Source organism: Vibrio clamense (assembly GCF_050337905.1).
GTDB classification, from domain to species: Bacteria; Pseudomonadota; Gammaproteobacteria; order Enterobacterales; family Vibrionaceae; genus Vibrio; species Vibrio cortegadensis.
Map to the genome: position 1 here is coordinate 124,595 of NZ_JAKJTJ010000024.1, position 19,997 is coordinate 144,591.

The 19,997-nt window shown below is 43.0% G+C and carries 19 protein-coding genes; 15 read left to right on the plus strand and 4 right to left on the minus strand.

The window, feature by feature from the left end:
* Nucleotides 1-48: 48 nt before the first annotated feature.
* The gene (hldE, locus tag L4C39_RS12845) at nt 49-1,479 is read left to right on the plus strand and encodes a bifunctional D-glycero-beta-D-manno-heptose-7-phosphate kinase/D-glycero-beta-D-manno-heptose 1-phosphate adenylyltransferase HldE (RefSeq protein ID WP_017051104.1); all 1,431 of its coding nucleotides are present in this window, start codon (nt 49-51) and stop codon (nt 1,477-1,479) included.
* Nucleotides 1,480-1,648: 169 nt separating this feature from the next.
* On the opposite strand, the gene tolC is transcribed toward hldE, so the two are convergent.
* On the minus strand, nt 1,649-2,959 hold the full coding sequence (tolC, locus tag L4C39_RS12850) for an outer membrane channel protein TolC (RefSeq protein ID WP_171756217.1): 1,311 nt from the start codon (nt 2,957-2,959) through the stop codon (nt 1,649-1,651).
* 227 nt (nt 2,960-3,186) lie between these two features.
* Here tolC and nudF point away from each other — a divergent pair, with 227 nt between their 5' ends.
* From nudF to parC, 6 genes are all read left to right on the plus strand, one after another.
* The gene (gene nudF, locus L4C39_RS12855; RefSeq protein ID WP_371711953.1) at nt 3,187-3,819 is read left to right on the plus strand and encodes an ADP-ribose diphosphatase; all 633 of its coding nucleotides are present in this window, start codon (nt 3,187-3,189) and stop codon (nt 3,817-3,819) included.
* Entirely contained in the window at nt 3,820-4,263 is a 444-nt protein-coding gene (locus L4C39_RS12860) for a DUF1249 family protein (RefSeq protein ID WP_429746269.1), read from the plus strand. It abuts the gene before it with no gap.
* A gap of 42 nt (nt 4,264-4,305) precedes the next feature.
* Nucleotides 4,306-5,130 carry a 3',5'-cyclic-AMP phosphodiesterase gene (gene cpdA / locus L4C39_RS12865; protein ID WP_017051100.1) on the plus strand — a complete coding sequence of 275 codons (825 nt, stop codon included), beginning with the start codon at nt 4,306-4,308 and terminating at the stop codon, nt 5,128-5,130.
* A 2-nt stretch (nt 5,131-5,132) separates the two neighbouring features.
* Nucleotides 5,133-5,720, plus strand: a complete 588-nt coding sequence (yqiA, locus tag L4C39_RS12870; RefSeq protein ID WP_136994173.1) for an esterase YqiA — start codon at nt 5,133-5,135, stop codon at nt 5,718-5,720.
* Between the two features lie 206 nt (nt 5,721-5,926).
* On the plus strand, nt 5,927-7,807 hold the full coding sequence (gene parE, locus L4C39_RS12875; RefSeq protein ID WP_017051098.1) for a DNA topoisomerase IV subunit B: 1,881 nt from the start codon (nt 5,927-5,929) through the stop codon (nt 7,805-7,807).
* A gap of 3 nt (nt 7,808-7,810) precedes the next feature.
* Nucleotides 7,811-10,090, plus strand: coding sequence for a DNA topoisomerase IV subunit A (gene parC, locus L4C39_RS12880; protein ID WP_429746272.1), 2,280 nt, complete (start codon nt 7,811-7,813; stop codon nt 10,088-10,090).
* A gap of 104 nt (nt 10,091-10,194) precedes the next feature.
* On the opposite strand, the gene degS is transcribed toward parC, so the two are convergent.
* The 3 genes from degS to zapG form a co-directional block, all read right to left on the minus strand.
* Nucleotides 10,195-11,259 carry an outer membrane-stress sensor serine endopeptidase DegS gene (gene degS / locus L4C39_RS12885; RefSeq protein WP_017051096.1) on the minus strand — a complete coding sequence of 355 codons (1,065 nt, stop codon included), beginning with the start codon at nt 11,257-11,259 and terminating at the stop codon, nt 10,195-10,197.
* A gap of 236 nt (nt 11,260-11,495) precedes the next feature.
* Nucleotides 11,496-12,863 (minus strand): DegQ family serine endoprotease, encoded by a 1,368-nt coding sequence (locus L4C39_RS12890; protein WP_261889519.1) that lies wholly within the window; start codon nt 12,861-12,863, stop codon nt 11,496-11,498.
* An 89-nt stretch (nt 12,864-12,952) separates the two neighbouring features.
* Nucleotides 12,953-13,387, minus strand: a complete 435-nt coding sequence (gene zapG, locus L4C39_RS12895; protein ID WP_113799470.1) for a Z-ring associated protein ZapG — start codon at nt 13,385-13,387, stop codon at nt 12,953-12,955.
* A gap of 153 nt (nt 13,388-13,540) precedes the next feature.
* Here zapG and zapE point away from each other — a divergent pair, with 153 nt between their 5' ends.
* The 8 genes from zapE (at nt 13,541) to sspB (ending at nt 19,889) form a co-directional block, all read left to right on the plus strand.
* Complete coding sequence (gene zapE / locus L4C39_RS12900) at nt 13,541-14,644, plus strand: cell division protein ZapE (RefSeq protein ID WP_261888547.1); 1,104 nt, start codon at nt 13,541-13,543, stop codon at nt 14,642-14,644.
* A gap of 261 nt (nt 14,645-14,905) precedes the next feature.
* A complete protein-coding gene (gene rplM, locus L4C39_RS12905; protein ID WP_017051092.1) occupies nt 14,906-15,334 on the plus strand; it encodes a 50S ribosomal protein L13 in 429 nt (142 codons plus the stop codon).
* 15 nt (nt 15,335-15,349) lie between these two features.
* Nucleotides 15,350-15,742 carry a 30S ribosomal protein S9 gene (rpsI, locus tag L4C39_RS12910; RefSeq protein ID WP_004740758.1) on the plus strand — a complete coding sequence of 131 codons (393 nt, stop codon included), beginning with the start codon at nt 15,350-15,352 and terminating at the stop codon, nt 15,740-15,742.
* Between the two features lie 332 nt (nt 15,743-16,074).
* Nucleotides 16,075-16,665 (plus strand): ubiquinol-cytochrome c reductase iron-sulfur subunit, encoded by a 591-nt coding sequence (gene petA, locus L4C39_RS12915; protein WP_113799466.1) that lies wholly within the window; start codon nt 16,075-16,077, stop codon nt 16,663-16,665.
* Nucleotides 16,665-17,930, plus strand: coding sequence for a cytochrome b (locus tag L4C39_RS12920; RefSeq protein WP_017051090.1), 1,266 nt, complete (start codon nt 16,665-16,667; stop codon nt 17,928-17,930). Before petA ends, L4C39_RS12920 begins: the two co-directional genes overlap by 1 nt.
* Nucleotides 17,927-18,664: a cytochrome c1 gene (locus L4C39_RS12925; RefSeq protein WP_017051089.1), complete on the plus strand. Its 738-nt coding sequence runs from the start codon at nt 17,927-17,929 to the stop codon at nt 18,662-18,664. The genes L4C39_RS12920 and L4C39_RS12925 overlap by 4 nt, the downstream gene beginning before the upstream one ends.
* Before the next feature lie 86 nt (nt 18,665-18,750).
* Nucleotides 18,751-19,386, plus strand: a complete 636-nt coding sequence (gene sspA / locus L4C39_RS12930; RefSeq protein WP_017051088.1) for a stringent starvation protein SspA — start codon at nt 18,751-18,753, stop codon at nt 19,384-19,386.
* 26 nt (nt 19,387-19,412) lie between these two features.
* Nucleotides 19,413-19,889: a ClpXP protease specificity-enhancing factor gene (gene sspB / locus L4C39_RS12935; RefSeq protein WP_170961606.1), complete on the plus strand. Its 477-nt coding sequence runs from the start codon at nt 19,413-19,415 to the stop codon at nt 19,887-19,889.
* Nucleotides 19,890-19,997: the final 108 nt, after the last annotated feature.

Below are 19,997 nucleotides of genomic sequence, written 5' to 3' on the forward strand. Positions count from 1 at the left end.
TAAGTGCTGTGCTAAACTCCGCTTAGATAAGAATTTTGGAGATCCATAATGAAACCTATTCTACCTGACTACAGCCAATCTGGCGTGTTGATCATTGGTGATGTGATGCTTGACCGCTACTGGTATGGGCCTACGGGGCGAATCTCACCAGAAGCGCCAGTTCCAGTAGTAAAAGTAGAAAAGAATGAAGAGCGCCCAGGTGGAGCGGCTAACGTTGCAATGAATATTGCGTCACTTGGCGGTCATGCTCATATTATTGGTTTAACAGGTAAAGATGAACCTGCTCAAGTGCTTACTGATACCTTAAATTCGTTGAAAGTAAAATGTGACTTCGTTGAATTAGCGGATTATCCGACAATTACAAAACTGCGTGTCATGAGCCGTGGCCAGCAGCTTATTCGTTTAGATTTTGAAGAAAAATTTGAAAATACCGATCCTGAACCTGTGCTCTTACGCATGGAGAAAGTGCTACCAACAGTAAAAACCGTTATTTTATCGGATTATGCGAAGGGCGCTTTAGAGCACGTACAGCAATTTATTCAAAAGGCACGCGCAGCCAATGTGTCAGTCTTTATTGATCCAAAAGGGGCGGATTTTGAACGCTACCGTGGAGCAACATTGTTAACCCCTAATATGGCTGAATTTGAACTGGTTGCAGGCAAAGTCAAATCAGAAGAAGACCTGATTGAGAAAGGTTTATCATTGATCGAAGAGTTCGACTTTGAAGCATTACTTGTGACTCGTAGTGAGCACGGAATGACACTACTACGTAAAGGCCAAGAGCCGCTTCAATTGCCAACGCTTGCAAAAGAAGTGTATGACGTGACAGGGGCCGGCGATACAGTAATCTCTGTACTTGCGGCATCTGTGGCTGCGGGCAAACCACTTGATGAAGCTTGTGCATTAGCCAATGCTGCCGCTGGTGTGGTCGTGGGTAAACTGGGTACATCAACGCTATCTATTATTGAGTTAGCGGAAGCTATTCATGGTAGCCAAGATACAGACTATGGTGTGATCACTGAATCTGCACTTGTCGAAGCGGTAAAACGCGCGCGTGCAAAAGGTGAGAAGGTTGTCATGACGAATGGTTGTTTTGATATTCTTCATGCAGGACATGTTTCTTATATGAATCATGCCGCAGAGCTTGGTGATCGTTTGATCGTTGCAGTGAATACTGATGAATCCGTGAAACGCTTAAAAGGCCCAAGTCGCCCTATCAACCCAACGGATCGCCGCATGGCGGTTTTAGCTGGGTTAGGTGCCGTTGATTGGGTGGTTCCATTCTCTGAAGATACCCCGCAACGTCTTATCTCTGAAGTGCTACCAAGTATTTTAGTGAAAGGTGGTGACTACAAACCAGAAGATATTGCTGGTGGTGAAGAGGTGATTGCCGCTGGTGGCGAAGTTAAAGTACTTAACTTTGAAGACGGCTGTTCCACCACTGAAATTATCAATGCGATTCAAGGCGGAAAAGCTTAACTCCTTTAGGCTCAAGCACTGTTTGAACAAAAGCCGATAGCGATGAATAGCTATCGGCTTTTTAGCAATTGTCATTGTGATTTTTTGGCAATTACTTTTTTAAATATAGGCTTTCTAACAATAAAAAAGCCGACATTATTATGTCGGCTTCATTTTTTACACTCTATTTTTAGCCCTGTACTGTTTTCAGTCCAGCGTTCACATCGATAATATCTTGTTCACTCAATGTACCAACAGCTTGACGAAGTTGCAGAACACTGATGATGTAATCATAGCGAGCATTAGCGAGGTTACGGTTCGCATCATACAGACGGCGAGTCGAATCTAGTACATCAACAATCGTACGAGTACCTACATCGAAACCGGCTTCAGTTGCTTCTAAAGCGGATTGAGCTGAGACAACAGACTGTTCGTAGGCGCGTAAAGCACCAATAGAAGCGCTGATGTTATTGTTAAAGGCACGAACATCTTTAACAACGCTGCGGTAAGTCGCTTCTAAATCTTCACTTGCTGCAACGTAATTGTATTCAGCTTGTTTCGTTTTAGAAGTAATGTTGCCACCAGTGTAAAGAGGCACCACTAGGTTTAGACCAACATTAAAATCGTTGTAATCACCTTTAGACGTACTATTGCTATTGCTTTCATCACCGTAGTTATACCCACCATCCAAAGTCAGTGAAGGTAGGTGCCCAGAACTCTCTAAAGAGATGTTGTCTTTTGCGATGTCTTGAGAAATGCGAGATGCAAGTAAGCTAAGGTTTTTCTGTTGGGCTTCTTCAATAAGAGCGACGGCAGAAGCCTGAGTTTTGCTTGCTGAGAAAGTTTCGGTATCTAGAATGCTAAGGTTAGTATGCTCGTTACCTGTGATTTCACGCAGCGCTTCATAGCTATTTACTAAGCTATTTTCTGCTAATACTTCATTCGCTAGTACCGTATCGTATTGAGCTTGAGCATCATGTACATCGGTAATTGCAGATAGACCCACTTCGAAACGTTGGTTCGTTTGCTCAAGTTGACGAGCTACCGCTGCTTTTTCTGCACGAACGAATTCAAGTTTATCTTGTGCGCGAAGCACTTCGAAGTAGGCTTGAGCAACGCGTAAAATAAGACCTTGTTGAACGGCCGCGAAAGAAGAGTCCGCTTGTCGTGCAGTTTTTTCTGCCGTATCTAAGGTGATCCAGCTAGAGCGTTTGTATAGCTCTTGAGATACGCTCACACCAGCCGTCAATTTATCACTTTCACGTTGGTCAATGTCACTACGGTTGATGTTGTAACCCGCTGTAAGGTTGATTTGTGGCAGTAATGCACTTCTGCTCGATGTAATCGCTTCAAATGCTGCATCGCGTTGAGCCGCTGAACGTAGCAATTGAGGATCATTTTGCTTTGCTTGATCGTATATTTCAGTCAGGGTATCGGCCCATGCTGTGGTACTCAGGCTACCTATTGCAGCACTGATAAAAAGAGGAAGCAGTTTTTTCATTTTTCCATTCCGCCTAAATCGAAAGAGGGTACTTATCAAGAGTTTAACTTAAATTGGTGGTAATTCACTCGAAACTTTGCACTTTTTTACACTTAATTGTCCGGCTGTGCAATATAAATATTGTTTTATGTAAATATAAATGCAATTTTTATAATAAAAGTTGAGCCATGCCTTGGCAGTTGTTGTCTACAATGAGTAGACTATAAGATTCACATGCGAGGTGACTAATGCAAGAGTCTGACAATCAACCACATGATTTTACTCCCCAGGATGTAAAAATTATTTCAAAAGAGCCTCTTTTTAGCGGTTTTTTTAAAATGGTGAAATACCGTTTTACTCACCGATTGTTTGAAGGTGGGTGGAGCGAACCTGTCGAACGGGAAATGTTTGAACGAGGTCATGCTGCGGCATTATTACCTTACGATCCTGTTCGTGATGAAGTGGTTATTATTGAACAGATTCGTGTCGGGGCATTGGAACATCCTAATCCATGGCAACTTGAAATCGTTGCTGGGATCATTGATACCGATGAAAGTGCAGAGGATGTCGTTCGTCGAGAGGCAATGGAAGAGGCTGGGATTGAAGTTAATCGAGTCTCGCCGATTACCTCATTTTACCCATCATCAGGTGGCTGTTCAGAAAAATTAGACGTGTTCATCGGTGAGGTGGATGCTTCTACCGCTCAAGGTGTGCATGGTTTAGAGTATGAAAATGAGGACATTCGGGTTCAAGTAATGAGTCGAAAACAGGCTTACCAGCTTGTTAAAAGTGGAAAAATCGAGAATGGTGCCTCAATTTTAGCGTTGCAATGGTTAGAGCTAAACCACTTAGAGTTAAAGTCACAATGGTTGAAAAGCTAGATGACACATGTAGCCATTGGTAAGCCGTACCATGTTGATCTTGCAGAACTTATGCGAGTGTATGAGACTAATTACGCAAAATTAAATGCTCTACTTCCATTTCAAGCCGAGGTGGGGGATGTTCGCTGCTATCAAGTGGTTAATATGACCTACCAATTGAAGGTGAATGAGGTCACAAAATACACCACTTTAATCGACATATGTCAGAGTGATGAACAACCAGTATTTCCTTTGCCTAAAATGTCTGTCAGGCTATATCACGATGCTCGAGTAGCAGAAGTATGTGCGAGCGAACAGATATCACGCGTGAAAGCTCGTTATGATTACCCAAACAAAAAAATGATGCAGAAAGATGAAAAATCCCAGTTGAATAAATTTCTTGGTGATTGGCTCACTTTTTGTTTAAAAAATGGCATTAGCCGAACGCCAATGGCATTTGAATAACAATATTGAATTATTAAAGAGAAAGTATTTAGGTTTTCCATTTTGAAATTATCATCCAGTTCAGAATCTGCTTTAGGCAGCATTAAGCTTTTACAGATCACAGATACGCATCTGTTTGCTCCGGCAGATGGAAGTTTGCTGAGCGTGAATACTTTTGATAGCTTCCAAGCGGTAGTCCGTGACATTCAAGCAAAAGCATTTAAATTTGATGCAATTTTGGCAACAGGTGATATCTCACAAGACCACAGCCAAGAGTCTTATCAGAAGTTTGAATCCGGCATTGAGTGCTTACAGAAACCTTGTTTTTGGCTGCCAGGTAATCATGACTACAAGCCTAATATGAGTAGCGTACTACCTTCGCCTCAAATTCAGTGTGTTGAGCATGTTTTGCTAGGAGAGAGATGGCAAATGATCATGCTTGATTCACAAGTTGTCGGTGTACCACACGGACGACTGAGCGATCAACAACTTGCCCTGCTTGATGAGCAATTAACACTTCATTCCGACCGCCATACATTGGTTTTACTGCATCATCATCCAATATTGGTGGGCAGTGAATGGCTTGATCAACACACCTTGAAAGACGCTGAACAGTTTTGGAATGTGGTTGACCAACACCAAAACGTACGTGGCGTATTATGCGGGCATGTGCATCAAGATATGAATCGTGATCATCATGGCGTCCAAGTGATGGCAACCCCTTCTACCTGTGTTCAATTTAAACCAAACTCAAATGATTTTGCTTTAGATTCCCAATCCCCAGGTTGGCGTGAGTTGGAGCTTCACCTCGACGGTAGCATCGAGACGCAAGTGAACCGCTTATCTGATGGTCGCTTTCTTCCAGATTTTAATTCAGATGGGTACTAAGAATGGCAGATAAACCATCGTTACTGCTTTACATTCACGGATTCAATAGTTCACCTTTATCTCATAAAGCGAATGTAATGCAGAGCTATTGTGAACAGTTTCGTCCGGATATCAAACTAGTCACTCCTCAATTACCATGTTTTCCAAAAGCAGCAAGTGAATGTTTGTTAGCCATTGTTGAGCAGTATAAAGATAGCCATCATATTGGTTTAGTCGGTAGCTCTCTTGGAGGGTATTTATCAACATGGTTAAACGATCATTATGGTTTTCGCGCGGTGCTGATTAACCCTGCTGTTAAGCCGTATGAGCTATTAGCGGACTTCTTAGGTGTTCAAATTAACCCCTATACGAACGAAACATACACACTTGAAAGTGTACATATTGACGAACTGAAAGCGCTTGAGGTAAAACCTCTCCGAAATGCTAAAGATTTTTGGTTATTGCAACAAACAGAAGATGAAGTGTTGGATTATCGACAAGCCGTAGAAAAGTACTCGGGTTCAAAACAAAATGTTGAACTTGGTGGGGATCATAGTTTCGTCGATTTTGAACGTTACCCTGAACTCATTATCTCCTTTCTTGAGCTTTAACCTCTTTCATTGAGGGAAGAGTCAAAATTTGACGCGCCACTTGATGATGTAACTTGACATCAAGTGACGGGTTCCAGACTATATTCCACCAATACTTTCGTGATTTTGATGAATCGACTTTAGTTTGTCTATTCTTGAGCTGAGCCATATTGCTCATCGCCATATCACGTTAAAGTACCCCAAATTATTTGAGTAAATTCCGTATTATGACAGAACAATATAATGCTGGAGCCATTGAGGTTCTTAATGGTTTAGAGCCAGTACGTCGCCGACCAGGGATGTATACGGATACAGCGCGCCCGAACCACTTGGGCCAAGAAGTTATCGATAACAGTGTCGATGAAGCGCTTGCCGGACATGCCTCAAAAGTACAAGTTATCCTACACGCCGATCAATCTCTTGAAGTGATTGATGATGGCCGTGGTATGCCTGTTGATATCCACCCAGAAGAGAAAGTTTCTGGCGTAGAGCTGATCTTCTGCAAACTGCATGCAGGTGGTAAGTTCTCCAACAAAAATTACCAATTCTCAGGTGGTTTGCATGGGGTAGGCATCTCGGTAGTGAATGCACTATCGAAGCGAGTGGAAGTCAACGTTCGCCGTGATGGTCAAGTGTATGAAATGGCATTTGAGCATGGTAATAAGGTTGAAGAGCTGACGGTAACAGGCACTTGTGGTCGTCGTAATAAAGGCACCAGTGTTCATTTCTGGCCTGATACAAGCTACTTTGATTCGCCAAATTTCTCTGTTACTCGTTTGATTAATAATCTGCGAGCAAAAGCGGTACTTTGCCCTGGTTTAGAAATCACCTTCACCGATAAAGTTAACGGTAACGATCACCGTTGGTATTATGAAGATGGTCTAAAAGATTACCTAGCGGAAGGCGTAAAGGGGTACACCGTACTTCCTGAAGAACCGTTTACTGGCGAGTTTTCAGCTGAAACAGAAGCGGCGAATTGGGCGTTAATCTGGCAGCCTGAAGGTGGTGAGATGATCACCGAAAGCTACGTGAACCTGATCCCGACAGCGCAAGGTGGTACTCACGTTAACGGGTTACGCCAAGGTTTGCTTGATGCGATGCGTGAGTTTTGTGAATTCCGTAACCTGCTTCCTCGCGGTGTAAAACTCACTGGCGACGATGTCTTCGACCGTTGTTCTTATGTTCTGTCAATTAAGATGCAAGACCCTCAGTTTGCTGGCCAAACTAAAGAGCGCTTGTCATCACGTCAATGCGCGGCATTTGTCTCTGGCGTAGTAAAAGACTCATTTAGCTTATGGTTAAACGAAAAGCCGCAATTGGCCGAGCTATTAGCTGAAACTTGTATTGCCAATGCTCACCGCCGTATGCGTGCCAGCAAAAAAGTGGTTCGTAAGAAGATTGCTTCAGGCCCCGCATTACCAGGTAAATTAACCGATTGTTCGGTTCAAGATTTAAGTCGCACCGAAATTTTCTTCGTGGAAGGGGATTCGGCGGGCGGTTCTGCTAAACAAGCTCGTGATCGTGAATTCCAAGCGGTGATGCCACTGCGCGGTAAAATTTTGAATACGTGGGAAGTCTCGGCAGACCAAGTATTAGCGTCTCAAGAAGTGCACGATATTTCTGTCGCTCTAGGTATTGACCCTGATAACGACAACTTAGACAGTTTGCGTTACGGTAAAATTTGTATTCTTGCCGATGCGGACTCGGATGGACTGCACATCGCCACACTATTATGTGCGTTGTTTGTTCGTCACTTTAAAGCGTTAGTTCGAGAAGGGCACGTTTATGTTGCGATGCCTCCTTTATTTAGAATCGATTGCGGCAAGGAAGTTTTTTATGCCTTGGACGAATCTGAAAAAGATGGCGTACTTGAGCGTTTGAGTAAGAAAAAAGCCAAAATCAACGTACAACGATTCAAAGGTCTGGGTGAGATGAACCCATTACAACTGCGTGAAACGACAATGGATCCAAACACTCGTCGTCTTGTTCAGTTAACCATTGATGACGATGATGCGACCAATGAAATGATGGATATGCTGCTAGGTAAGAAACGTGCGGATGATCGCCGTACATGGTTGCAAAGTAACGGCGATATGGCTGAGGTATAATTGATGTCTACTGAAATAACGTTTGATGGCGTTGAACAAATGCCAATGCGCAAGTTCACCGAAGATGCCTATCTAAATTACTCGATGTACGTAATTATGGACCGTGCATTGCCTTATATTGGCGATGGTTTAAAACCGGTTCAACGACGTATCATCTATGCAATGTCGGAGCTTGGGCTTTCGGCTGCATCTAAATATAAGAAATCTGCACGTACCGTTGGTGACGTTCTGGGTAAGTACCATCCGCATGGTGACTCTGCTTGTTATGAAGCGATGGTGTTGATGGCTCAACCCTTCTCTTACCGCTACCCTCTGGTGGATGGTCAAGGTAACTGGGGTGCACCGGATGACCCGAAATCATTCGCGGCAATGCGTTATACCGAAGCTAAATTATCTAAATTCGCCGAAGTATTGCTTGGTGAATTAGGCCAAGGCACGGTGGAATGGCAACCTAACTTTGATGGCACAATGAAAGAGCCTCAAATGTTACCTGCTCGTCTGCCGCACATTTTGCTTAATGGCATTACTGGTATTGCAGTTGGTATGGCGACCGATATTCCGCCACACAATGTACGTGAAGTTGCTGATGCTGCGATTCATCTTTTGGATAACCCGAAAGCTGAGTTAAGTGATGTGATGGGCTTTGTTCAAGGGCCTGATTACCCGACAGAAGCGGAAATTATTTCACCAAAAAGCGATATCGAAAAGATATATCGTACAGGTCGTGGCAGCATCAAAATGCGTGCGGTTTGGCATAAAGAAGGCAATGACATTGTCGTGAGTGCTTTGCCACATCAAGTTTCGGGCGCAAAATTACTTGAGCAGATTGCTGCTCAGATGCGTGCGAAAAAGCTACCGATGGTGGATGATCTACGTGATGAGTCGGATCATGAGAATCCAACGCGTATCTTGATTGTTCCGAAATCCAATCGAATTGATTGTGATCTTCTGATGAATCACCTATTCGCATCAACGGATTTAGAGAAGAGCTTCCGTGTTAACTTGAATATGATTGGTCTAGATAGTCGACCTCAAGTGAAAGGGTTAGTTAAAATTCTATCGGAATGGATTGAATTCCGCCGCTCTACCGTTCGACGTCGTTTGCAATACCGTTTAGATAAAGTATTAGCACGGTTACACATATTAGAAGGTTTACTGGCTGCTTATCTCAATATTGATGAAGTGATTGAAATCATCCGTACTGAAGATGAACCAAAACCAGTATTGATGAGCCGCTTTAATATTTCAGATATCCAGGCCGATGCAATTCTGGATATTAAACTGCGTAACTTAGCGAAACTTGAAGAGTTTAAGATTCGAGCAGAGCAAGATGAACTGGCCGCAGAGCGTGATAAGTTAGAGAAGTTACTAGGTTCTGAGCGTCGTTTAAATACGCTGATCAAAAAAGAGATCCAAGCGGACGCCGAGAAATATGGCGACGATCGTCGTTCTCCTATTGTCGAGCGTGCGGAAGCGAAAGCGTTAACAGAGCGTGATTTGGTTCCAAGTGAAGCGATTACGGTCGTGCTTTCTGATAAAGGTTGGATTCGTCATGCGAAAGGTCATGACGTCGATGCTGAAGGCTTGAACTATAAATCAGGTGATAAATACCTTGCTTGTGCACGAGGCAAGAGTAACCAACCTGCCGTATTCTTAGGCAGTGATGGTCGTAGCTATTCCCTTGAATCTCACTCATTACCTTCGGCTCGTAGCCAAGGTGAGCCAATTACTGGGCGTTTGAATGTGAGCGCGGGTACATCAATACGCCAAGTTATCATGGGTGAAGATAGCCAGTTGTGGCTTGTCGGCTCTGATGCGGGTTATGGGTTTGTGTGTAAAGGCAGTGAGTTACTGTCGAAAAACCGTAGTGGTAAAGCTCTGGTTAATTTGCCTCAAGCTTCTGAAGTGATGTTACCAAGTACAATTGGCGATCTAGAGTCTGATGAGATTCTGGCGATCACCAATCAAGGTCGAATGCTATTGTTTCCAATAAAAGATTTACCTCAATTAAGTAAAGGTAAAGGGAATAAGATCATTAATATTCCAGCAGCAAAAGCGAAAGAGCGTGAAGAGTTTGTTTCACACTTAATGGCTCTGCCTCAAGGTGTGACGATTACCTTGTACGCAGGTAAACGCAAGTTAGGTTTGAAGCCTGCCGATCTAGATAACTTCCGTGGTGAGCGAGGACGTCGTGGGGGCTTATTACCACGAGGCTTACAGCGTGTTACTCGAATCGAAGTTGAGCTGCCAAACGGCACAGAAAAGAAGGATGTTGAAGAGTAAGCGACGCCTGATATAGCGCTTACCTGCAACAGATAATAAAAATCCCAGCTAAGGCTGGGATTTTTATATTTACCGAATATTCAGTGAAAAAGGTGGCGGTCGTTTTAACGCCTAGTATCTTCCGATATGGTCACTTTCAGGGTGATTTCCTCACCTTTTCTTAATACCAATACATCTACAGTCGTTCCTGGTCTAAGATCGGTCACGATATCCATGACACTTTGACGGCCGTTAATTTTGTGATTATCGATGCTCAATATGATGTCTTGCTTTTCAAACCCAGCATCTGCCGCTGGGCCATTTGGGTCCATGCCTAGAACCACAATACCACCGACATTATCATTACCAAGAAGGCGAGAGGTCACTGCGGTAATATCTTGTCCATCAATACCAATGTAGCCACGAATCACTCGTCCATCTGCAATGATTTTTTCCATGATTTTATTGGCTAACTTGAAGGGAATGGCAAATGAAATACCATATGTTTCTAACTCTGTTGCCTGCTGGAATGAGGCGGTATTAATCCCGACGAGTTCGCCTTGCGTGTTGACTAATGCGCCACCAGAATTACCTTCATTGATGGCTGCATCCGTTTGAATAAATGCTTGTCGTCCGTCAGCACTGATCGATGAGCGGCCAGTAGCCGAAATAATACCAAAAGTCGTCGTTTGACCTAAGTTATATGGGTTACCAATGGCAAGAACAATATCACCGACTTTGGCATTGTAGTTTGGATTTTGTGGAATGACGGGAAGATTGGTGCCTTCCACTCGTAAAATAGCTATGTCAGTTCGTCTGTCTTTACCGACTAATTGGGCAGCAGCGACTCGTCCGTCTTGCAGTGCGACAATGATTTGATCCGCTTTTGCGACTACATGATAGTTGGTAATAATGTAGCCTTTTTCACTGACTATTACTCCAGAACCTAAGCCCTGAGTTGATAATTTACTGCGGTCATTTTCCACATACTGACGGCTATATATATTGACAACGGCAGGGCTTGCCTTGCGAACCGCTTGGTTGAAAGAGACTTGCAAAGTGCTGATGTCCGTTGCTGGTAGCACAATATCTTTAGGCACAATGTTTGAGCGTAATGATGGCACTGCAGCTAAAATAATGGCCGCGGCAATTAGGCCAAGAGCTATTGAACGTAAGAAAAAATTCAGCATAGACTTCTCAAGAGGTTGAATGCTTTACATTAGAAAGCGGCAAAATATCACAATTTAAAACATAAAATGGATATATATGTTTGAGAAGCATAGCACTTTAGCCAATCCCAAGAAACCTCAAGATAGTGAGCAAGTAGGAAAGGTTTTGAGTGAGCAAATAGAAAACGGAAGTGACATTTAAATCACCTCCGTTTGACTATTTATTACAACAGTTGAAAGCTATTTGAGGACTTAAATCATCTAACGACTAAGTAGATTGTTCGATCTCCTCGCTGAATGTTTAAAGCTAATACACTCGGTTTCTGTTCCAAAATAGCTCTTAGTTGGGCTATGTTTTTGACTCGTTGGCGGTTAACTCCAATAATGATGTCATCTTTTTGCAATTGGTAACCTGCTGCTGGTGACCCCTCTACTACTTGAGAGACAAGCACGCCGGATATTGCGCTGCCTTCATTGGTATTGGTTAGCTCTGCACCTTTGAGGCCTTGATGCAATGTTTCAGCCTGAGTTTTGTTATTCGCGGCTTCACCTAGAGTGACATCAAAGCTACGTTGCTCTCCGTCTCGAATAATACCGAGTGAAATAGTTTTTCCTGCGCCAAGGGTGGCTACTTTTGCTCGCAATTCGCTGAAAGTATCTATTTTTTTGTCGTTTACCGATACGATAATATCACCAGCAACGAGTCCAGCCTTATCTGCAGCACTATCAGGTAGCACTTGGCTGACAAAAGCACCTTTGCTCGATTCATAACCGAGAGCTTGTGCAAGCTCAGATGTGATTTCTCCCCCTTGAACACCCAGCATGCCACGTTTCACCTCGCCAAACTCTAGGATTTGGTCTGTGAGGTTTTTCATCATATTAGAAGGGATGGCAAATCCAATCCCAATATTGCCACCATTCGGGCCTAAGATGGCGGTGTTAATGCCGATGAGTTCACCATTAAGGTTAATTAACGCGCCTCCCGAGTTTCCGCTATTGATCGCCGCATCGGTCTGAATGAAGTTTTCGAAATTTTCTAGATTCAAGCCGCTACGACCCAATGCGGACACAATTCCGGATGTGACCGTTTGACCTAAGCCAAATGGGTTACCAATCGCGACAGTAAAGTCACCGACTCGAAGTTTGTCTGAGTCAGAGATTTTTATCTGAGTAAGGTTTTTTGCGCTCTCTAATTTGAGTAACGCAACGTCGGACATTTCATCGCCACCAATCAGTTCTGCATCGTATTCGCGGCCATCAAACAGCTTAACTCGAATTTTCTCAGCACCGTTGATGACGTGATAGTTGGTGACAATATGGCCTTGTTTCGCGTCAATAATGACACCAGAGCCTAACCCTCGAAAAGGGCGCTCTTTTAACTGCTCTGTTGGGAATTCAGGGCCGAAAAAGAATTGGAATTGTTCAGGAATACGCTGGCGTGAGACTTGTTTACCCTCCACTGCAATACTAACAACCGCAGGGGTAACCGATTCCAGCATAGGAGCAAGGCTAGGGGTTTGCACACCATCTACAACTAGCGGTAGGGCAGCGGTAACGGGCAACGCTGTGATGATTGAACTGAGGCTTAAAGTCAGTGTTGATAATACAAGCAAAGGTTTTTTCATCATATAACTCCTCTTTATTCTCGTGAGAGTTATGACTCAAAAACCTTTGCAAAGTTCACCGTTGCGATGAATTAATCAACGCTCAAATGTTACGAGGCTTTAGCAGTAACCGCTTCGGGTGCTTCAATAATCTCTTTTTCAGCATCTTTAAATAACCCTGTCGCCCCTTGAGCATAATCTTTTGGTTGCTGCTCTTGTGAGTTCTCTTTTTCATCAGAGTGCTGAGCGATGGTTTTTACAAAGGGGTTCTCTTGCTCAGGAGTATTGGGAAGTAACTCAGAAGATGTTTTCGCCATATGTTGATATAGCTTAGTGTAATCTTTTCCGAGTGTATCAAGCATCTCTGCTGATTGCGCAAAGTGATCCGCAAGCTCCTGACGTTGTTGTTCTAAAGCAAATTTTGCAGAATCGAGTTCTTTCTGCATCACTTTCTGCTTCTTATATTGAGGGGTAGTTAGTCGAGAAATCACAATTCCTAAAATTGCACCAACTAGCAAGCCAACAATGGCGTAAATCCAAGGCATAGTCGCTCCTTATTGTTGTTTTTTAACATGTATTTTACCGTTTGGTTACACATGTCCCGTTCACATGGTACTATGAGTGCTCAAGCCAATAAAGAAAAATACATGTACGCTGTGATAGCTGTTTGACCTCGACCTTATTCTGGTAGTGCTCCTATGACCCCAATACAAAAATATGAACAAGACATTCTGCAATTAGGTTTCCTGCGGGATCCTGCTCAAGAGAAAGCCGTTGAAAGCTTAGATGTGTTGTTTCATGACTTTCAGACGTATTTAAATACACCAGTGATCCAACCTAGTCGGTTTAAAAAATTACTGGGGAAATCGGCGACTGAGCCAATGCCTCCGCAAGGATTATATTTTTGGGGTGGCGTTGGGCGTGGTAAAACGTACTTAATGGATACTTTTTTTGATGCTCTGCCTACTGAGCGGAAAATGAGAGTGCACTTTCATCGATTTATGTATCGAGTTCATGATGAGTTAAAAGCATTAAGTGAGGTAGAAAACCCTTTAGATAAGGTGGCTGATGCATTTAAAAAAGAGGCTGAAATCATCTGCTTTGATGAGTTCTTTGTGAAAGATATTACTGATGCAATGATTCTGGGCACTTTGTTAAAAGCACTGTTCGAGCGTAACGTTATATTGGTCGCAACCTCTAACATCCCACCTGAAGATCTTTATCGTAATGGTTTACAGCGTGCTCGTTTCCTCCCTGCGATTGAGTTGATTCAAACGCACTGCCAGACATTAAATGTGGATAGTGGCGTTGATTACCGTTTAAGAACATTAGAACAAGCTGAAATCTATCACTACCCTTTGGATGAAAAGGCGAATAGTAATTTGTTCCATTACTATCAGCAGTTTGTAGGAGAGGGTAAAGCGAAGTTACAGCAAGTAGAAATCAATCATAGAACCATTGATGTTATCGAAGCGAGCGATGGCGTATTGCACGCTACCTTTGAGCAATTATGCCAATCGGCGCGTAGCCAAAATGATTACATTGAGTTATCGAAAATCTATCATACTGTGCTTCTTGCGGATGTTCTTCAGATGAGTACAACGATTGATGATGCAGCAAGGCGATTTATTGCGTTAGTGGATGAATTCTATGAACGTAACGTGAAACTCATTATTTCAGCCGAAGTGTCGATGGAAGCGCTTTATACCCATGGGATTTTGGAGTTTGAATTTAAACGTTGTCAGTCGCGATTAATCGAAATGCAGAGTCATGATTACTTAGCAAAAGAGCATTTAGCGTAAGATAAAGAGAAGAACTCGATCTCGCTTACCTTATAAGAAGAAAATAATTCGTGATTATGTTCAAAAAGAGATGATTTTTTCTTCGCTCTTCTCTATAATCCTGCGACCTACCGTTACTGCGGGCCTCTAGTTATGAGTCAAATCTGACTAAGCCAAGAGTCTCCAACACTCGAAGGGGTGATGACTGGGTACTCTTAGACAGTGGGGACAAATTTATTTTGTTCCTTTAAGTGTAAATTTTTTTAATAGGTAATTATTAGCATGAAAACTTTCGTTGCTAAACCAGAAACTGTAAAACGCGACTGGTATGTAGTAGACGCTGAAGGTAAAACTCTTGGCCGTCTAGCAAGTGAAATTGCATCTCGCCTTCGTGGCAAACATAAAGCTGAATACACTCCTCACGTAGACACTGGTGATTACATCATCGTTGTTAACGCTGAGAAAGTTGCTGTAACTGGTAACAAAGCTAAAGGTAAAGTGTATTACCGTCACTCTGAGTTCCCTGGTGGTCTTAAATCTATCACTTTTGAAAAGCTGATCGATAAGAAACCAGAGATGGTTCTTGAACTTGCAGTTAAAGGTATGTTACCACGTGGCCCTCTAGGCCGTGCTATGTACCGTAAGCTTAAAGTTTACGCTGGTACTGAGCATAACCATACTGCTCAACAACCAACAGTATTAGACATCTAATCGGGGATCTTGAAAATGGCAGAGAATCAATACTACGGCACTGGTCGTCGCAAAAGCTCAGCAGCTCGTGTTTTCATCAAACCGGGCAGCGGTGAGATCGTAATCAACAAGCGTAGCCTTGATGTTTACTTCGGTCGTCCAACTTCTCGTATGGTTGTTAAACAACCTCTTGAGCTAGTTGAACTAACTGAAAAACTTGACCTTTACATCACTGTTTCTGGTGGTGGTATTTCTGGTCAAGCTGGCGCAATCCGCCACGGTATCACTCGCGCTCTTATGGAGTACGATGAAACTCTACGTCCTGCTCTACGTGCAGCTGGCTATGTTACGCGTGACGCTCGTTGCGTTGAACGTAAGAAAGTTGGTCTACGTAAAGCACGTCGTAAACCTCAATTCTCTAAGCGTTAATTTTTCTTTTACAGAAAAGTTCACGCTCCAGTTTTATTACTGGAATTGTGGTTCGAAGCTCGGCTATATGCCGAGCTTTTTGTCGTTTAAGCATCTGCTAAATCCTTTTCCCCGTTCAACTTCATTTCTTATTCTTAGAATTTTGCCTCTTTTGTGACCTCATAGGCGATTTACCTTACGATTGTTACAAAAAGGTAGCTTTATCTTGTCAAAAAGTAGGGTTTTATTTATCATTTCGCATTAATAAATAGAACTAAATTTATACTTTTGTTAGCCATGCTCTGTAAGCGGAATAATAATAATCCAAAAGGAGCAAATGGGAGAATGTTTGGATGAGCAACGCGCCTTTAAATAACGGTCGTAGACGTTTCTTAACCGCAACAACAGCAGTTGTTGGTGGTTTGGGAGCTGCAGCGGTAGCCGTTCCTTTTATTAAATCATGGAACCCGAGTGCTAAAGCGAAAGCGGCAGGTGCTCCGGTGGAAGTTGATGTTAGTAAACTTGAAGCAGGTCAGATGGTTCGTGTTGAATGGCAAGGTAAGCCTGTCTGGGTGGTTCGCCGCGCAGAATCAGTGCTAAAAAACCTTGATTCAATTAATGAACAGTTACGAGACCCTTCATCAACGGAAGAACAACAGCCTGAATATGCTCAAAATGCTTACCGCTCAATTAAGCCCGAGTTTTTCATTGCCGTTGGCTTTTGTACACACCTAGGTTGTTCGCCTACTTATTTGCCTGATTCTTTTGCGGAACAAGTTCAAGGTGTCAAATCTGGATTCTTCTGTCCATGCCATGGTTCTAAGTTCGATATGGCTGGCCGAGTTTTCCAAGGAGTACCAGCACCGTTGAACCTCGTTGTGCCTAAGCATATGTATTTAAGTGATACGACGATCATGATCGGTATTGATGAGGGAGATGCGTAATGCAAGGACTACTTGATTGGGTCGAAAAACGATTACCAATGATGGATGCTTATAAAAAGCATCTATCAGAATATCCAATGCCAAAAACGTTCAACTTTTGGTACTTTTTTGGTTCATTAGCAATGCTTGTTTTGGTTAACCAAATCTTAACTGGTGTATGGCTAACAATGAACTACGTACCATCTGGTGAAGGGGCGTTTGCATCGGTTGAATATATCATGCGTGATGTTGAGTATGGTTGGTTGTTGCGTTATATGCACTCCACCGGGGCTTCAGCATTCTTTGTTGTGATTTATCTACACATGTTCCGTGGCCTTATCTATGGTTCATACCAGAAGCCTCGTGAACTCTTGTGGCTATTTGGTATGTTGATCTTCTTAGTGCTGATGGCTGAAGCTTTCATGGGTTACCTATTGCCATGGGGACAAATGTCTTACTGGGGAGCTCAAGTTATTATCTCGCTATTTGGTGCAATTCCAGTGATTGGCGACGATTTAACGCTTTGGATCCGTGGTGACTACATTATCTCTGGTGCGACACTAAACCGTTTCTTCGCCTTGCATGTAATTGCGCTGCCAATCGTTCTGTTGCTACTTATTGTATTGCATATCCTTGCGCTGCATGAGGTGGGTTCAAACAACCCAGACGGAATTGAAACCAAACTTCCTAAAGGTAGTATGGGCGACGATTACAAAACGCAATTCAAGTTCCACGAAAACTACACTAAGAAGTACGACATTATCGACTCTATTCCATTCCATCCTTATGGAACGGTTAAAGATATGGTCGGCATTGCTGGGTTCTTGTTCTTCTTCTGTTACGTTCTGTTCTTCAACCCTGAAATGGGCGGTTACTTCCTAGAAGGACCAAACTTTGAAGCTGCAAACCCGCTGAAGACTCCCGAACACATTGCTCCAGTGTGGTACTTCACGCCGTTCTACGCAATTTTGCGTGCGGTTCCAGATAAACTCATTGGTGTTATAGCAATGGGCGCATCAATTGTTGTGCTATTCCTACTACCATGGCTTGATCGTTGTAAAGTACGTTCATACCGTTACCGTAGCAAACTGCATCTAATTAACATTATTCAATTCACCATCAGCTTTATTGCGCTGGGTATTTTAGGTGCACTGCCTGCAACGCCGACATATACACTACTGGCTCAAATATTTAGCTTAGGTTATTTCATGTTCTTCGTTCTGCTTTTCGTTTACAGCAAAAATGAAGCGACGAAACCATTACCAAAGAGGGTGAAATTCAAATGAAAAAATGGATTGTAATACTATTTGCAATGCTGCCATCTTTAGCATTAGCTGCTGGTGCAGGCGTTCACTTAGATAGTGCGAATAATGATATGAGTGATAAAGCATCACTACAAAATGGTGCGAAGCTTTTTGCTAACTACTGTCTTGGTTGTCACTCAACTCAATACCAACGCTATGAACGTGTTGCGACGGACTTGGGCATTCCTGCTGATTTAATGAAAGAGAATCTGATTTTTGACCCTGAGACAAAAATCGGTAGCTTGATGGTTAATTCAATGCCACCAAAACAGGCCGCTAACTGGTTCGGTGCTCCGCCACCAGACTTGACCCTGGTTGCTCGTGTTCGTGGTACGGATTGGCTATACACTTATCTACGCTCTTTTTATGCAGATCCTTCGCGTCCATTTGGCGTGAATAACACTGTATTCCCAAGCGTTGGTATGCCACACGTTCTTGAAGAGCTTCAAGGTATCCCAAGTGCCGTGTTTGAAACGCATATGGTTGATGGTGAAGAAGTTCAGGTTATTGTCGATATCGAGACAGACGGTACTGGTGAGCTAAGTTCAGGCGAGTATGACAATGCGGTTCGTGATTTAGTGAACTTCCTTGAGTACTCGGGTGACCCTGTTCAATTAGAGCGTCATGCGTTAGGTTGGTGGGTAATGGCTTTCTTAGTATTGTTCACTATCGTAGTGGTATTACTGAAGAAAGAGTATTGGCGTGATGTGCACTAATTGTGCTATCATTTCGTGCTAATTATTAAATGTGCAATGGAGGCTTAGCCTCCATTGTTTTTTTATCTGTAACTGCCGGAGGCTCCATGGCTGTAGCTGCCAATAAACGTTCTGTGATGACTCTATTCTCAAGTGCATCTGATATGTATAGCCATCAGGTTCGTATTGTTCTAGCTGAAAAAGGCGTAAGTGTTGAAGTTGAACTTGTTGATGAAGCAAATTTACCAGCAGAGTTAATTGAACTTAACCCTTACAAATCAGTACCGACTCTGGTTGATCGCGAACTAGCGTTATACGATTCAAAGATCATCATGGAATATCTAGATGAGCGTTTCCCTCATCCACCATTGATGCCTGTATATCCAGTAGCTCGCGGCAATAGCCGTCTAATGATGTACCGAATTGAACGTAACTGGTACTCAGTTGCTGAAAAAATCGTAAAAGGCAATGCTGAAGAGTCTGAAGCGGCACGCGTTAAGCTTCGTAATGACCTTCTAACTCTTGGTCCTGTTTTCGCTGAATATGCGTACTTCATGAGTGAAGAATTTAGCTTGATCGATTGCTACCTAGCTCCTCTATTATGGCGTTTGCCTGAACTAGGTATTGAACTTATTGGTCCTGGTTCTAAAGAACTTAAGATTTACATGAACCGCGTATTTGAACGTGATTCATTCTTAGCATCTTTAACTGAAGCTGAACGTGAGATGCGTTTAACTCACTAACGGTCGAGTTCATGGATATCGCAAAAATGACACCACGTCGTCCTTATATGCTTCGAGCATTTTATGACTGGCTGGTTGATAATGAATTAACACCGCATGTTGTGGTTGAAGCCACTCTTCCTGGGGTTCGTGTTCCAGAAGAGTTTATTCAAGATGGTCAGATCATTTTGAATATTGCGCCTCGCGCGGTGGGGCAGTTAGAGCTAGGTGATGACGCCATCACCTTTAATGCTCGTTTTAGTGGTCGCCCACACGTAGTGATTGTACCTTTGTATGCTGTTCAAGCTATTTATGCTCGTGAAAATGGAGCAGGAACGATGTTTGAACCAGAAGAAGCGTACATGGAGGCATTGGAGGAAGGGATCGAAGAGTCACCTTTTGAAAATGATGAGGCTCCAACACTAAGTGTCGCAAGTTCTGAAATCGAAGAAGGTGAAGCACCTGAACCTGATTCAGAGCCACCAAGACCGAAAGGCAAGCCAAGCTTAAGAGTCATTAAGTAAATTCAGGTGAGAGTATTTACCTGGATATAAAAAAGCAGCGATAAGCTGCTTTTTTTGTGTCTGAAAAACACTGATGAATCATTATTCTGTCAGTATTATTCTATCAGC

Bases quoted from the DNA above. Each gene is read 5' to 3' on its own strand.
- hldE (WP_017051104.1), top strand. From the start codon at position 49: ATGAAACCTATTCTACCTGACTACAGCCAATCTGGCGTGTTGATCATT.
- tolC (WP_171756217.1), bottom strand. From the start codon at position 2,959: ATGAAAAAACTGCTTCCTCTTTTTATCAGTGCTGCAATAGGTAGCCTG.
- nudF (WP_371711953.1), top strand. From the start codon at position 3,187: ATGCAAGAGTCTGACAATCAACCACATGATTTTACTCCCCAGGATGTA.
- L4C39_RS12860 (WP_429746269.1), top strand. From the start codon at position 3,820: ATGACACATGTAGCCATTGGTAAGCCGTACCATGTTGATCTTGCAGAA.
- yqiA (WP_136994173.1), top strand. From the start codon at position 5,133: ATGGCAGATAAACCATCGTTACTGCTTTACATTCACGGATTCAATAGT.
- parE (WP_017051098.1), top strand. From the start codon at position 5,927: ATGACAGAACAATATAATGCTGGAGCCATTGAGGTTCTTAATGGTTTA.
- parC (WP_429746272.1), top strand. From the start codon at position 7,811: ATGTCTACTGAAATAACGTTTGATGGCGTTGAACAAATGCCAATGCGC.
- degS (WP_017051096.1), bottom strand. From the start codon at position 11,259: ATGCTGAATTTTTTCTTACGTTCAATAGCTCTTGGCCTAATTGCCGCG.
- L4C39_RS12890 (WP_261889519.1), bottom strand. From the start codon at position 12,863: ATGAAAAAACCTTTGCTTGTATTATCAACACTGACTTTAAGCCTCAGT.
- zapG (WP_113799470.1), bottom strand. From the start codon at position 13,387: ATGCCTTGGATTTACGCCATTGTTGGCTTGCTAGTTGGTGCAATTTTA.
- zapE (WP_261888547.1), top strand. From the start codon at position 13,541: ATGACCCCAATACAAAAATATGAACAAGACATTCTGCAATTAGGTTTC.
- rplM (WP_017051092.1), top strand. From the start codon at position 14,906: ATGAAAACTTTCGTTGCTAAACCAGAAACTGTAAAACGCGACTGGTAT.
- rpsI (WP_004740758.1), top strand. From the start codon at position 15,350: ATGGCAGAGAATCAATACTACGGCACTGGTCGTCGCAAAAGCTCAGCA.
- petA (WP_113799466.1), top strand. From the start codon at position 16,075: ATGAGCAACGCGCCTTTAAATAACGGTCGTAGACGTTTCTTAACCGCA.
- L4C39_RS12920 (WP_017051090.1), top strand. From the start codon at position 16,665: ATGCAAGGACTACTTGATTGGGTCGAAAAACGATTACCAATGATGGAT.
- L4C39_RS12925 (WP_017051089.1), top strand. From the start codon at position 17,927: ATGAAAAAATGGATTGTAATACTATTTGCAATGCTGCCATCTTTAGCA.
- sspA (WP_017051088.1), top strand. From the start codon at position 18,751: ATGGCTGTAGCTGCCAATAAACGTTCTGTGATGACTCTATTCTCAAGT.
- sspB (WP_170961606.1), top strand. From the start codon at position 19,413: ATGACACCACGTCGTCCTTATATGCTTCGAGCATTTTATGACTGGCTG.